The 13,715-nt window shown below is 46.2% G+C and carries 15 protein-coding genes; 3 read left to right on the top strand and 12 right to left on the bottom strand.

Features of this window, described 5'->3' with window-relative positions:
* From FWJ59_RS04440 to FWJ59_RS04430, 3 genes are all read right to left on the bottom strand, one after another.
* A partial coding sequence (locus tag FWJ59_RS04440) for a DUF1848 domain-containing protein (RefSeq protein WP_414480779.1) occupies positions 1-1,000 on the bottom strand: 1,000 nt, incomplete at its 3' end.
* A gap of 655 nt (positions 1,001-1,655) precedes the next feature.
* Positions 1,656-3,251 (bottom strand): beta-N-acetylhexosaminidase, encoded by a 1,596-nt coding sequence (gene nagZ, locus FWJ59_RS04435; protein ID WP_414480780.1) that lies wholly within the window; start codon positions 3,249-3,251, stop codon positions 1,656-1,658.
* A 235-nt stretch (positions 3,252-3,486) separates the two neighbouring features.
* Positions 3,487-3,966, bottom strand: coding sequence for a GNAT family N-acetyltransferase (locus tag FWJ59_RS04430; protein WP_414480778.1), 480 nt, complete (start codon positions 3,964-3,966; stop codon positions 3,487-3,489).
* A 435-nt stretch (positions 3,967-4,401) separates the two neighbouring features.
* Between FWJ59_RS04430 and lepB the strand changes: the two genes are divergently transcribed.
* Positions 4,402-4,926, top strand: coding sequence for a signal peptidase I (gene lepB / locus FWJ59_RS04425; protein ID WP_414480777.1), 525 nt, complete (start codon positions 4,402-4,404; stop codon positions 4,924-4,926).
* A gap of 12 nt (positions 4,927-4,938) precedes the next feature.
* Positions 4,939-5,790 carry a ribosome biogenesis GTPase YlqF gene (gene ylqF, locus FWJ59_RS04420; RefSeq protein WP_414480776.1) on the top strand — a complete coding sequence of 284 codons (852 nt, stop codon included), beginning with the start codon at positions 4,939-4,941 and terminating at the stop codon, positions 5,788-5,790.
* A gap of 4 nt (positions 5,791-5,794) precedes the next feature.
* Here the strand turns inward: ylqF and FWJ59_RS04415 are convergent, their stop codons facing one another.
* Positions 5,795-7,327, bottom strand: coding sequence for a YifB family Mg chelatase-like AAA ATPase (locus FWJ59_RS04415; protein WP_414480775.1), 1,533 nt, complete (start codon positions 7,325-7,327; stop codon positions 5,795-5,797).
* A 265-nt stretch (positions 7,328-7,592) separates the two neighbouring features.
* On the opposite strand from FWJ59_RS04415, the gene FWJ59_RS04410 reads away from it, so the two are divergent.
* Complete coding sequence (locus tag FWJ59_RS04410) at positions 7,593-8,300, top strand: hypothetical protein (protein WP_414480774.1); 708 nt, start codon at positions 7,593-7,595, stop codon at positions 8,298-8,300.
* A gap of 190 nt (positions 8,301-8,490) precedes the next feature.
* Here the strand turns inward: FWJ59_RS04410 and rplS are convergent, their stop codons facing one another.
* From rplS to ftsY, 8 genes are all read right to left on the bottom strand, one after another.
* Entirely contained in the window at positions 8,491-8,835 is a 345-nt protein-coding gene (gene rplS / locus FWJ59_RS04405) for a 50S ribosomal protein L19 (RefSeq protein WP_414480773.1), read from the bottom strand.
* Positions 8,836-8,992: 157 nt separating this feature from the next.
* Positions 8,993-9,742, bottom strand: coding sequence for a tRNA (guanosine(37)-N1)-methyltransferase TrmD (gene trmD, locus FWJ59_RS04400; RefSeq protein WP_414480772.1), 750 nt, complete (start codon positions 9,740-9,742; stop codon positions 8,993-8,995).
* Positions 9,732-10,256: a ribosome maturation factor RimM gene (rimM, locus tag FWJ59_RS04395; protein WP_414480771.1), complete on the bottom strand. Its 525-nt coding sequence runs from the start codon at positions 10,254-10,256 to the stop codon at positions 9,732-9,734. The genes trmD and rimM overlap by 11 nt, the downstream gene beginning before the upstream one ends.
* A gap of 41 nt (positions 10,257-10,297) precedes the next feature.
* Complete coding sequence (locus FWJ59_RS04390; RefSeq protein ID WP_025746448.1) at positions 10,298-10,525, bottom strand: KH domain-containing protein; 228 nt, start codon at positions 10,523-10,525, stop codon at positions 10,298-10,300.
* Between the two features lie 83 nt (positions 10,526-10,608).
* Positions 10,609-10,851, bottom strand: coding sequence for a 30S ribosomal protein S16 (rpsP, locus tag FWJ59_RS04385; protein WP_414480770.1), 243 nt, complete (start codon positions 10,849-10,851; stop codon positions 10,609-10,611).
* Between the two features lie 116 nt (positions 10,852-10,967).
* Positions 10,968-12,305 (bottom strand): signal recognition particle protein, encoded by a 1,338-nt coding sequence (gene ffh, locus FWJ59_RS04380; protein WP_414480769.1) that lies wholly within the window; start codon positions 12,303-12,305, stop codon positions 10,968-10,970.
* Between the two features lies 1 nt (position 12,306).
* A complete protein-coding gene (gene ylxM, locus FWJ59_RS04375) occupies positions 12,307-12,693 on the bottom strand; it encodes a YlxM family DNA-binding protein (protein WP_414480768.1) in 387 nt (128 codons plus the stop codon).
* A 159-nt stretch (positions 12,694-12,852) separates the two neighbouring features.
* On the bottom strand, positions 12,853-13,715 hold an 863-nt coding region (gene ftsY, locus FWJ59_RS04370; RefSeq protein ID WP_414480767.1), incomplete at its 5' end, for a signal recognition particle-docking protein FtsY.

Genomic DNA, 13,715 nt, shown 5'->3' with positions numbered 1-13,715 from the left:
TCCTCTCGATAATCACATCTTCAGGTGTTACATTTCCCACCAGCATGGGTGAAAAAGGATCGTGCAGCTTTACATTAGTGTATACCGCTTTGCTGCTGTAGTTAGCATAGCAATACAAGCACCCATGCCTGCAGGTGTTGTAAACTCCTATATCCACGCTCTCTACGCAACCACATGCTATTCTCTGGTTTTTATCCTTCTTGGCGTTAATCTTGCGGCCGGATATACGGCTTATGAGCTCATCATCTATGCATTTGCCATGGTTGATCCCTAAGTGAGAAAGCTCTACCTCTTCGCAACAACTCTGAACCTCTATTCCGTATTTACTTGCGATCTCAGCGATAACACCGGCTATGTCCAACATTTGCGCATGGCTTATCTCATACATGTTTAACCCTCTAGTGTTGCGCTCGGTTTTCTTGTACATATCCACAAAGCTTATGGTACACCGCCTGGTATAGCCTGCTAAACAAGTCGCAATATAACCAAACTTTTTGCGGTGGAATTCCACATCGATTTCTCTGGAAAGTATTATGGGATCGTACCTCCATATCACCCTTTCATTGCCCACTTTCCGCGAAAGTTCCTGAAAAGACCGTATAACCTTTTCTTTGGGCGGCACATTTGGCTCCACATTCCTACCATACCCCGTGATGGTCACATGAAAGTAATAGAAATAATCTTTCAGCATATCAAGGCGGCCCAGTATATTTGTAGGATCCTTTGTCCAAAACACAATACAGTCTATATCCGTAGGATTCAAATATATCTTGCTGACCTGATGATAGTTCATCGGATTTCGTACGAGAACATATCCTTCTTTTAGCCTGTTAAAAAACCAGTCCAAATAAAAAGCGATTATGTCGGTCCTGCGGCTTGCGCTCAATATCACATTATTTGCCTCCTTAGTACTCAATTTTGAATACTCTATTTTGATTTCGGTGTTGTTGTGTTGCATTTTAAGTCTGGGCGTTAAGTCTGGGCGCAAGTGAAAATTCATTACGCCCCCCACCTTGACTTTTTTCAGCGTGATTTTCTCGGCTGCGATTATTTGGAAAGAACCCTCTCTTGACCAGCCACTCCTTATTCACTGGCTCTATCCACACTGCTGAATTGTCGTCATTTATTCCTAAGCTCATGCTCCTATCGCAAAGCAAGATGCTTATTTTATCCCCTTTATCTATAACCGTTCTTAATTATGCCCTTAACATTAATTATTTGGTCGATATATTTCCGCAAATCTTTAAGCTGAACATAAAATCTGCTATTATCCTCTACTCGGTACTTCGTTTTTCCATCTTTGCACAATATCACATAACTTAAAGGGACATCATATCGTCTGCCTTTTCTTAACCCGTGATTCCTAAAAAACTTACATATCAACGGTATCTCCCAAAAGCACCTGACCATGTTAAAACAAGCACAATTATACTCCTTCTTAGGGCTCCAGATACCATTACAGGGTGAATACACATTATATGCTCCCTGATTCATAAGCTCATTTCTTATGGTCTAAAACGACAAACAATTTTCCTTTACCCTATTCTCTATAATTATTGCCGATCCATCATGTTTCAAGCTGCATTTCAACGCAGATGAAATAGCCACAGCGTTCTGACTATCTCCCTTTTCATTTATAGTCAAAAAATAACTTTTCATAGCGAAACCGGCAATTTGCCCTGTGGCACAATTTTTCCATTCAAAACCTCCAGAACGCTTTCCACCGAAAGCGGAGTATATTCGTAAGCGCATAGATATGTCGAAACTCCCTTAAAGCTCAGCAGGTCATATGGGTTCCTCAAAGCCACCACCATGACCTTCTTGCTGGCATCCAGCAATGAGTTCACCAGCTTTGCCTGAGCAGGATTCAGGTGGGCGTTATATGTCCCCACCACAACGGCATCTTTACCCACCGCCTCCGCCACAATAGAGTCTATGGTTGGTTCATCAGGATTTAATGGGATGACCTTCCTTGTACCCCCAAACCGATCTACAAAAGAGTCAGCAAAAGATACAAAAGAGTCAGCAAAAGATAGGCTTGGGAGCATTCTGTCATCAGCAGCCGAAGCAGGCATCATTTGGGGAGATACGGCTAAAATATTTTTACCTCTAACAGGCAAAAGTTTAAACTCATCCTTGACCAGGGTTATGCTTTTCAGGCTAATCTCCCGGACAATCTCCCAATGCTCCTTGCTCCCAATGAGTTTAATACCGCTTTCGTCCGGATACGGATTCTCAAACAGGCGGTATTTTTGTTTCAATCTCAGTATCCTGTTAACCGATTCATCTATCCTATCAATGGATATTTCGCCCCTCAAAACGGCCTTTTTAATCTTGTTAAAAGCTCCTATCTGGGTTTCCTTGGTGTGGGAGATTAAAACCAGATCGGCACCCGCCTTTATAGCCTGTACCACTGCTGCAGCAGTGCCAAAGTATTTCGCAATTGCGCTCATTTCCATACAATCCGTGACAATTACGCCATTAAAACCCAGTTTCTCCCTCAAAACCTTTGTGAGGATGTTGTAGGATAAAGTAGCAGGCAGCCTGTCGTCCTCCAGAGCGGGAAAGAGTATGTGAGCCGTCATTACGGCATCAACACCGCTTTCCACCGCTTTTCTAAAGGTATAGAGTTCAACCCTCTGCAGCCTCTCCTTATCATGGGGTACCAGTGGCAGGTCAACGTGAGAATCCACAGCCGTATCCCCATGTCCCGGAAAGTGCTTGGCAGTGGCGATAACGCCGTTCCCCTGCAGCCCCTTTATATAGGAGACCCCAAAGTCTGCCACCTTTTTCGGGTCTTCCCCGTATGACCTAACGCCTATTATGGGATTTAAGGGATTGTTGTTCACATCCAAAACCGGTGCAAAATTCATATTTATGCCCAGTGCCTTGAGCTCTTTTGCAGCTATGGTGGCTACCTTTCGGGCATTGGCCGGGTCATACGTGGCTCCCACGGCCATGTTGCCGGGTAAATATGTGACATCTTTATGGAACCTGACAACCATGCCGCCTTCCTGGTCAATGGAAATAAAGGCGGGAATCCCTGTGTATTTGATGGCCTGGCTTTGGATTTGTGCACACAACTCCCTGGTCTGATTAATATCCTCAATGTTACGGGAAAAGAGTATAACATTCCCGATCTTGTATTCCCTTATCAGCTGTTCAATATGGTCATCGTAAAAGGTAGAATGAAAGCCTACCATCAGCATTTGTCCTATCTTTTGCTCTAAGCTTAAATGATCAATCTTCATAACCTTCATTCCCTTCCATCTTATCGAATGCAAACAACAATTTCGCCAGACAAGGCTTTTTCTTCATAGTTCATGAACATCAAAGCCTGTCTCAGTTTATTTTCACAAACACTGATGACAAGCTTAAAAATCCAACTTTTCAATATAAAACGTATGAAACACAAATGCTTTCCCTTTATACTTCATTTTCATGCCATATTGTTTACCTGCCATGATCCCTTTTAATGACATGGCGCTAATACTTTATCATGCGACTATATATGCCGGGAGATGAATCCTCTATTACTTTGGCTCCGGCTACCTTTTCATAAAATTCAATAACATCTTCTCCTGCTGCGCCGATGATGGCATAGGCATAACCTTCATTCTTCAACGAATGGAGGCACTCTAAAAGCAATGCTTTTCCTATGCCATAGCCCCTTACTTCCTCATCCACGCCTATAGGGCCGAAAAAGCCCTTAGAAGTGACATCATAACAGGCAAATCCTACCACCTTATGCTCCTTCACCGCTATAAAGCAGGATATGGGGTTTCTTGAAAATGCTACGTCGCATTCCCCCGCCCAGCCATCCCCAAATCTACTCCGCACGTATTCCACTATTCTAAATTTATCGGGGGCAAGCGCCCTTTTTATGTATATCCCTTGTCTTTCTAGCTTTTCAATATTATCCCTGTTATCGGGCAGTGCGTAAAGCTTCACAAGCATATCGGGCATGGACAACACCCTTTTCCCTGTATTACCAATTTGATATCGAATTGGCGTAAAACAAATTAAAATGGAACTTTAGAAAGGCATATTGCACGCTCTTTGCTGGAAATTTGGGAGGTATACTATGATTTATTTTGAGCCGCTATTTCAGTTGATTGGTAACTTCCATTTTACACCGTTTACATTATTATGGTATCATACTGCAAAACAATTGTAAATGCTAGAAGAAGGGGTAGTGCAATTCAATAAACTGGAGAGGCCTGTTGTCAATTGCATTCCCCCGGTTGTCTAAAAAAGGTGATGCAAAATTTCAGAATCAATGGTAATATATTGTACTGAGCTATTTCCTACCCTTTCGGCTGGTTATCCCAGTTGATAATCGGCCAAGAAAAGGGTGGCTTAAATTTTCGTTAAATCTTTGTATAAAGTTAGGTGAATATAATGGAAGAAGTAAAAAATAACGAATGGGTGGAATGGCTTCAGTCTATCGTCATAGCTTTGTTGCTGGCTTTTTTGCTGCGCATGTTCGTGTTTGACGTGGTAATGGTGGAAGGGTCATCCATGCATCCCACCCTGGAATCCGGTGACAGGCTTATTGTGCTCAAGCTGGGTTATAGGTTCAGGCATCCTGAACATGGAGATATAGTGGTGTTTAGAAATCCCGATAATCCCCGCGTAAACTATATAAAAAGGGTAATAGGGGTTGAAGGTGACAGGGTGGAAATAAAGGATGGCAAGGTGTACGTAAACGGTAAGGCGCTGGTAGAGCCATACATCGCCGAGCCAACCCTAGGAGAGTATCCCGAAACCGTCGTACCTGAAGGCACCATATTCGTAATGGGGGATAACCGAAACTTCAGCCGCGACAGCAGGAACTCCCAAGTAGGGTTTATACCGCTGGAAAATGTCGTAGGTAAGGCAAAGATAAGGATATGGCCTTTGTGGAGCGTTACAATACTCAAATAAAGGTGAGGCAACATGAGTCGGCACATTCACTGGTATCCTGGCCATATGAGCAAAGCCAAACGGCTCATACAGGAGCACATCAAGCTTGTGGACCTCATCATCGAGGTACGGGATGCCCGCGTTCCAAGGAGCAGCACTAATCCGGAATTCGGAGCCCTTTGCAGAAACAAACAGCGCCTAATACTTCTCAATAAGAAGGATTTGGCTGATCCTGACATGACTCAACGGTGGACTAGCTTTTTTAAAAGCCAGGGTTTATGGGTAGAAGCCATAAACTGTCTGGACATGAGCGACGTAAACCAGCTGAGAAAAAGCATAATAGAGTTTGCTGAGGAAAGGCGAAAGCTCATCTATCAGCAAAAGGGAATCTACAAAAACACACGGGCTATGGTGGTAGGGATACCCAATGTAGGTAAATCCACCGTAATCAACGGCTTGGCCAAAAGCGCCAAGGCCAAGGTGGGCGATAAGCCTGGCGTGACGCGCGGTAAACAATGGATAAGGGTTCATCCTTATGTGGAGTTTCTTGATACCCCTGGCCTTTTATGGCCCAGAGCAGACGATCAAACAGCCATGTTACATCTGGCATACATAGGTTCCATCGGCGATGAGGCAATAGACATGTTAGAAGTGGCTGTAAAGCTTATCGAGACGTTGAAAGGCCTATATCCTCAAGCAATCCAAAAAAGGTATGGCATTGAGAATATGGAAGGCATGGACGGCTATAGCCTGCTGGAGGCTATATGCTTAAACCAGAAATGGATTCGCAGCGGCGGCAATCCCGATGTCGATAGGGGAGCCAGACAGCTGCTGGGAGATTACCGTTCTGGCCGGCTGGGCGCTTTAACGTTGGAGGCGCCATGAGCTTTCATTGCATCCAAAGCCTGCGATCCAATTTCCTGTATTGTATGGCCTCAGCCAGGTGGTGGTCCTCTATATTCTGGCATCCTTCCAGGTCGGCTATGGTCCGGGCAACTTTTAATATCCTGTCATATGCCCGGGCACTTAAATTAAGCGACACGAAAGCCTGGCGCAGCATCTTCCTTTGGGCGCTGTTCAAAGCGCAGTATTTTCCAATTAGCCTGGAGTTCAGCTGCGCATTGTAGAATATACCCTCGTTTTTGTACCGTTCAAGCTGGATTTGCCGCGCCTTGTTTACCCTCTTCCTTATCTCCTTAGACGTTTCGCCCCTCCTCTGACCAGTCAGCTCGTCAAATGAAATGGGCGGCACCTCAATCTGAATGTCAAATCTATCCATGAGAGGACCAGATATTCTGCTCAAGTACCTGTTTATTTGCATAGGAGTACAGGTGCATTCCTTTGAGCTATCTCCGAAAAACCCACACGGACATGGATTGGCCGATCCTATAAGGGTAAAGGAAGCCGGGAATACGGCTGTGCCGTTGGCCCGCGATATGGTCACCTTTCCGTCTTCCAGCGGCTGCCGCAGTGCCTCAAGCACGTCCCTTTTGAACTCCGGAAGCTCATCCAGAAACAGCACGCCGTGGTGGGCTAAGCTGATTTCTCCTGGTTTGGGGAGCTTGCCGCCTCCTATCAAGGCAACGGCCGAGATGGTGTGGTGGGGCGCTCTGAAAGGCCGCACTTTTATAATACCTTCGGATGTATCAAGCAGTCCGGCAGCGCTGTATATCTTAGTGATTTCCAGAGCCTCCTGATAAGTGAGCTCCGGCAGGATGGAGGGCATTCTGCGCGCCAGCATGGTTTTACCAGAGCCGGGTGGGCCAATCATTATTACATTGTGCCCCCCTGCTGCGGCAATCTCCAGCGCACGTTTTGCACCTTCCTGTCCCTTAACATCTGCAAAGTCTTCCAACGATTCGTTATCCGCATGGCCATCAAACCCGTGGAACCTTTTATAAGGCGTTATGGCAGTTTCGCCTTTAAATGCCGATATGAGTTCATTTAATGAGCTGACGGCATAGACGTCAATTCCCTCTACATGGCTTGCCTCGGGAGCGTTATGAAGGGGCACAACAACGCTGCGAATTTGGTCCTTTACCGATAAAAGTGCGGGAAGCACGCCATGAACGGGCCGTATACTTCCATCAAGGGAAAGCTCTCCCAGAAAGACGCTGTGTATAAGTGGATGATGGGGGATCTGCCCCGTTGCCAGCAGTATGGCCACGGCAATGGCCAAATCGTAGGCAGGCCCTTCCTTTTTGGTGTCGGCGGGAGCCAGGTTTACGGTAATGCGCTTTAAGGGAAATTCAAGACCGCTGTTTTTTATTGCCGCCCTGACGCGCTCTTTGGACTCTTTTACAGCGGCGTCGGGCAATCCCACAATGTCAAATGATGGAAGCCCACTGGATATGTCCACCTCTACTTCGATGACATAGCCATCTATACCAAATAGGCCTGCGCTCTTCACCTTGGCAAGCAAGGAAATCCCCCTCTGCCTTTCCTCTGGTTAATGCTCAAAACGCCATTTTGCACACAACACTGTATTTACCAATATTTTACCATATTGACACAATCGAGGTCAAAGCCTGTTTAAATAATGCCTAAAAAGCCAGATATGAAAAAAATAAAGAAAAAGGTTTAAAAATATTGTAATATATATAGAACATGATATAATTAGGAATATATTTAACATTAAAGGAAAAAGCTGTGGGTCGTTTAATATTATATTGTATTAGGAGGATCATGTGAATAAATCTAAATTATCAATTGAACAAAAAAGGGCAAATACAGATCTGAATGTAATCATTTCTATTACTTTAACAGTAATGGTTGTTTATATGTTGTTTAAATCTCAAATTATATCTTTTATCATGAACAAAAATTTTCCCTTACTTTTGCGCACTTTTATTGCCGCTCTTTTCGAATGGGGAATAGCTGGCCTGGGGATCACTGTTGTTGCGCTATATAGAAAAGAAAGTTTTATCAGATTTGGACTTACTAAAACGAATCTGTTTAAAACCATCGCATTAACAACATTAACCTTTATCCCCTACATTATCCTTATCTGGGCAACGGATTCGTTTACGGGTTATTTACCGTTTAAAAGGGTGATTATAACCAAAGAATGGCTTGAGGTAGGGTTCCCATATAACATGGTTGGGATGAGCATTATCACAATAGTATGGGGTTTCTTCGAAGGATTCAATTACGTAATAATCAGCCATAAAATAAATATGATTTATCCTCCTAAAAACATATGGTTAAACTGGGGAGCGATATCTTGCGGTATTGCATGTTTACTCCTTCACGTCATGGCCGGCGTTAGCATCTATGGTTTGATGGAAGGGCTAGCTGTATTTATCATCATCTACGGTATGCTGGTCATAAAGGATTATACCAAAAATGCATGGGGCTGTATTGCGATATTCACGTTTTTCTGGAATGCTATTTAAGCTTTTCAGAAAGCCATTCTAAAAGCCATTCTACTTGATATTACATAAATAATGTCTTTGTGAATCAACAGTAGTATCTACCGTTACGCCTTCTTGAAACACTTCTTGAAACAATTGAATTTTATTTCCTTATAAAAACAAATATGGGACTTAACGCAGTCCCATATTTGTCTAATTTAAGAAACCTTGTTTAGAAGCCCTTTTCCTTGATCTTGGCGGCCTTACCGACCTTCTTCCTCAGGTAGAACAGCTTAGCCCTGCGCACCTTACCTCTCCTGATGACCTCAATGTGGTCGATCATGGGAGAGTGCAGCGGGAACGTTCTCTCAACGCCAACGCCGTAGGAAACCCTCCTCACGGTAAAGGTCTCCCTTATGCCACCATTCTTCTTCTGTATGACAACGCCTTCAAATGCCTGAAGCCTCTGGCGGTTGCCTTCTACAACCTTGACATATACCCTAACGGTATCGCCCACGTTAAAGTCAGGAAGGTCCTTCCTCAGTTGCTCGCTCTCTATGGCTTTAATGATGTCCATCTCAACTTCAACCTCCTTTCGCGCGTTACTTCATCGCACAGAATCCTGCAAAACCTCTATTGGCATATTACCACGTAATACAAAACCGTGGATTTCATTAACAGCCATTTTCACAGCATAAAATCGCTAAAAGCGCCTCAAAATTTTATCAGCATACTCATTCCGTATGCCGCATCTCATTCTTTATCTCTTCCAGAAGTTCCATTTCATAAGGCGATAATTCCGCCTTCTCCAGGAGGTCAGGCCTTTTTTGCAACGTGTTCCTAAGGCTTTCTTTAAGCCTCCAGCGCTGTATCTCCTGGTGGTTACCCGACAGCAGAACATCCGGCACTGTATAGCCCTCATATTCGTAAGGCCTGGTATACTGTGGATATTCCAGCAACCCCCGGGAAAAAGACTCATCCTGGGTGGATTCCGGGTTGCCCAGCACGCCGGGTATCAATCGCCCCACGCAGTCTATCAGTACCATGGCGGGGAGTTCCCCGCCGGTAAGAACGTAATCCCCAATGGAGATCTCCATATCGACAAATCTATCAATGACCCTCTGATCTACACCTTCATAATGGCCGCAGATAATTACCAAGCCATGCTCCTTTGACAGCTGCCTTGCCAGGTCCTGGTCCAGTACCTTCCCCTGTGGGGACATGAGTATCACCTTGGGCTTCTCGCTCTCATAAGCCCCCAGCACATGGTACAGAGCATCAAACAAGGGCTGAGGAGCAAGTATCATCCCCTGGCCTCCGCCATACGGGTAATCGTCCACCCGCTTGTGCTTATTCTTAGCAAAGTCCCTTATGTTGTACAACTTTATCTCCAGCAGGCCCTTCGCAATTGCCCTCCCTATGATGCTGGTGGACAGCAGGGGGGCAAACATCTCTGGAAAGAGGGTGAGGACGTCAATCCTCATCCGGCAACAGCCCCTCCAGCTCTTCGTGGTTGACCACTATTTTGCTGTTTTCAACATCAACATCCACCACAACCTTTTTGAGAGCAGGTATAAGCACCTCTTGCTTGTCCTTCACCACGTAAACATCGTTGCTGCCGGTATGCAATACGCCGGTGACATATCCCAGAAAGCGCCCAGCGCAGGTCTCAACGCGGCAGCCCACGATGTCAGCGATAAAATAGGTGTCCTTTGGCAGGGGCCGCGCCTGTTCCCTCGAAATCCACAGATATTCACCGCGAAGGGTTTCAGCCTGGTTTCTGTCCTCAAAACCTTCCAGTTTTAGGATAACAAAATCCTTTGCATATCTCCTTCTCTGGATTTTGACGGGGACGTACCTGTCCTGCCGTTTTAAAAATACCTCATCCAGGTCATCAAACCTGTACATATCGTCGGTAAGGGGCTTAACCCTTACCTCGCCTTTGATGCCCTGAGGCTTTGTCACATACCCCACCGAAAGGTACTTGCGCACAGGCATTACCCAAAAAACCTCCTGGCCCTTAACCATGCTTTAAGCCATTATATGATCTCAACTATAACCTTCTTCCCTTCTTTTACAGCTGCTGCCTTTACGATGGTGCGAATAGCCTTGGCAATGCGCCCCTGCTTGCCAATCACCTTACCCATATCCTCTGGAGCTACCTTGAGCTCGATGATTATGGACTGCTCACCGCGCACTTCATTTACGCTCACCTGATCGGGATTATCTACAAGAGATTGGGCAATGAACTTTACCAGCTCTCCCATCTTACAAGCACCTCCATAAAGTATTGTATTGTATTGTTAAATGCAACTAAATTGGTGACCTAGCTTTGTTTAACTACTCAATATTACAATACTCCACACTTTTTCAGAAGCGCCCTTACCGTATCAGTGGGCTGAGCACCCTTCTTCAACCAGTCTTTCGCTTTTTCTATATCAATCTTGACCTCTGCCGGGTCGGTGAGCGGGTTATAATACCCGATCTCCTCTATAAATCTACCGTCGCGCGGAGACCTCGAATCGGCCACTACCACTCTATAATGGGGCGTTTTCTTGGCACCCATTCTCTTAAGCCTTATCTTTACTGCCACAATCTCACCTCCGTTCCTTGCAGCTTTTATATATCGCTACCGGCCGTCCGCTCATACGGCGGATAGCCAGTTGCTTTCCAAAAACCCCAACAACCCCAATAAAATGGGAAAACGCATCACAGGAAAGGAAATTTAAATCTTCCCCGCTTCATCGCCTTTTCTATGTTGGACATCTGCTTCATCATGTGCCTGAACTGTTCAAACGATTTTAGCAACCTATTGACATCCTGTATGGTGGTACCGCTGCCCATGGCGATGCGCCTCTTGCGGCTGGCATTGATGATGGACGGATTACGCCTCTCTTCAGGGGTCATGGACTGTATTATGGCTTCAGCCTTAATAAGCTCCTTCTCGTTAAGGGCGCCCGATGCTGACAGCTTCTGCACATCAACGCCGGGCAGCATGCTTACTATATCGTTAATGGATCCTATCTTTTTAAGCTGCTGCAGCTGGTCCAAGAAGTCCTCTAAGGTGAACTGCTGCTCCCTGAGCTTCTTTTCCAGCTCCTGAGCCTTTTTCTCGTCGATGGAAGCCTGGGCCTTTTCTATCAATGTGAGTATATCCCCCATACCCAGGATTCGTGATGCCATCCGGTTAGGATGGAAAGGCTCCAGGTCATCCAACTTTTCACCCATCCCAACAAATTTGATGGGCTTGCCTGTAACGGCCTTTATGGATAAGGCAGCACCGCCGCGGGTATCCCCATCCAGCTTGGTAAGTATGACCCCATCCAGACCCAGCCGTTCATCAAAGCTCTTGGCTACGTTCACGGCATCCTGGCCCGTCATAGCATCCACCACAAGGAGTATCTCATGGGGCTTTACTTGGGCTTTGATCCTGGAAAGCTCCTCCATGAGCTCCTCGTTTATGTGAAGCCTTCCAGCGGTGTCTATTATGACCACATCTCGCTGCTGCTTTTTGGCAAACTCCACCGCTTCCCTGGCAATTTCAACTGGGTCAACCTGCCCGCGTTCGAATACCGGTACCCCCACTTTTTCGCCCACTACCTGTAATTGCTTGATGGCTGCAGGTCGGTATATATCGCAGGCCACCAACAGGGGACTTTTCCCCTGTTTTTTCAAATACCCAGCCAGCTTGGCGGACGTCGTTGTCTTTCCAGAACCCTGCAGCCCCACCATCATTATCACCGTAGGTGGATTGGGTGCCATGTTGATCTTGCTCTGCGTGCCGCCCATCAGGGCAGTCAGCTCTTCATTGACTATCTTTATGACCTGCTGCCCAGGAGTTAAGCTCTCCATGATCTCCTGGCCAACGGCCCTTTGGGTGATTCTATTTATCAGGTCTTTCACCACTACGAAATTTACGTCAGCCTCTAGAAGCGCCAGCCTAACATCGCGCATGGCCTCTTTAACGTCTTTTTCGCTGAGCTTGCCCTTGCCCGTCAGCTTCTTCAGGGCTGCCTGCAGCTTCCCCGTAAGCCCTTCAAACGCCATCTCACAACCTCCTGAACCACATATCGCCCAGTTCTATCAACCTCTGCTTTACACTCATAAGCCTGTCTTTTACCTGGCCAGGCGACTGTATAAAGTTCTCGTCGGGCAGCTGGCATATGTCCTCCAGCTCCTTTATAGCCTGACCCATTTTATCCTCAAAGGCGGCCCAGCGCTTGTAATAGCCCAACTTCTCATCTAGCGTATACAGCGCATGCTCTCCCCTTTTTATCAGGTCATGAACGCCCTGCCTACTTATGTTGTGCATCTCAGCAATCTCGCCCAGAGAGAGATCGTAGTTATAATACAGGTCAAGCACATCCCTCTGCCTGGGCGTCAAAAGTGGGCCATAAATATCCAGCAGCAAAGCCACCTTAGCCAATTTCTCCATACATCCACCCGCTGTAAAGTATTTGTCCTTTACAGCGAAATATTATATATCACTTCTTGTCATAATACAAGTGCTTTTTTTATTTTATCCCCTGCTTTTGATGATTTCCCCAAATACAGTCGCCATTTTGTAATTCACCATTTTCCAATTTAAGCTTCTTTAAGCTTCCTCAAACAGAGCTTCCACAAAAGCCTCAGCATCAAAGGGCTGCAGGTCGTCCATTCCTTCGCCAACGCCTATGTATCGTATGGGAATACCCAGTTCCGATTTGACGGCTATGATGATGCCGCCCTTTGCCGTCCCATCCAGCTTTGTAAGTATGATGCCCGTCACGTTGACCTTTTCCTTAAACATCTTCGCCTGGGAAACCGCATTTTGACCGGTGGTAGCATCCAGCACCAAAAAAACCTCTTTATGGGCTTCAGGGTATTCCCTCTCAATTATCCTGTTTATCTTCTCCAGCTCATTCATCAGGTTTTTCTTTGTGTGCAGCCTCCCGGCAGTGTCGCATATCAGCAGGTCGATGCCCCTTGATTTCGCAGCTTGTATGGCATCAAACACCACAGCGGCGGCATCAGCGCCCTCGGTATGACGCACAATCTGGCAGCCCACACGGTTTGCCCACACCTCCAGCTGTTCTATGGCAGCGGCACGGAAGGTGTCTCCCGCTGCCATCAGCACTTTCCTACCCTGCGACTGAAACATATGCGCCAGCTTGCCTATGGTAGTGGTCTTACCCACGCCATTTACCCCTACCACCAGAAAGACTGCCGGAAACCTCAAATTGAGCTCCTGAGGCTGGCTGAGCAGCGCCAATATCTCCTCTTTCAATACTGCTCGTACCCTCTGCGCTTCTCTTATCCTTTCCTCCCTGACGCGCTCCCGCACCTTCTCTATCAGCCGGGTGGTGGTATTGACCCCAACATCGGCAAGTATCAGCACTTCCTCCAGCTCGTCAAACAGTTCATCGTTCACCTCGTTGTGGTATTTAAACAGCAGGTCCATCTTCTCGGTTATGTTCT

This window comes from Caldicoprobacter sp., from assembly GCF_047459465.1.
Lineage (GTDB): Bacteria > Bacillota > Clostridia > Caldicoprobacterales > Caldicoprobacteraceae > Caldicoprobacter.
Note: the sequence above shows the minus strand (reverse complement) of the source record. Positions and strands in the feature narration are given on the sequence as shown.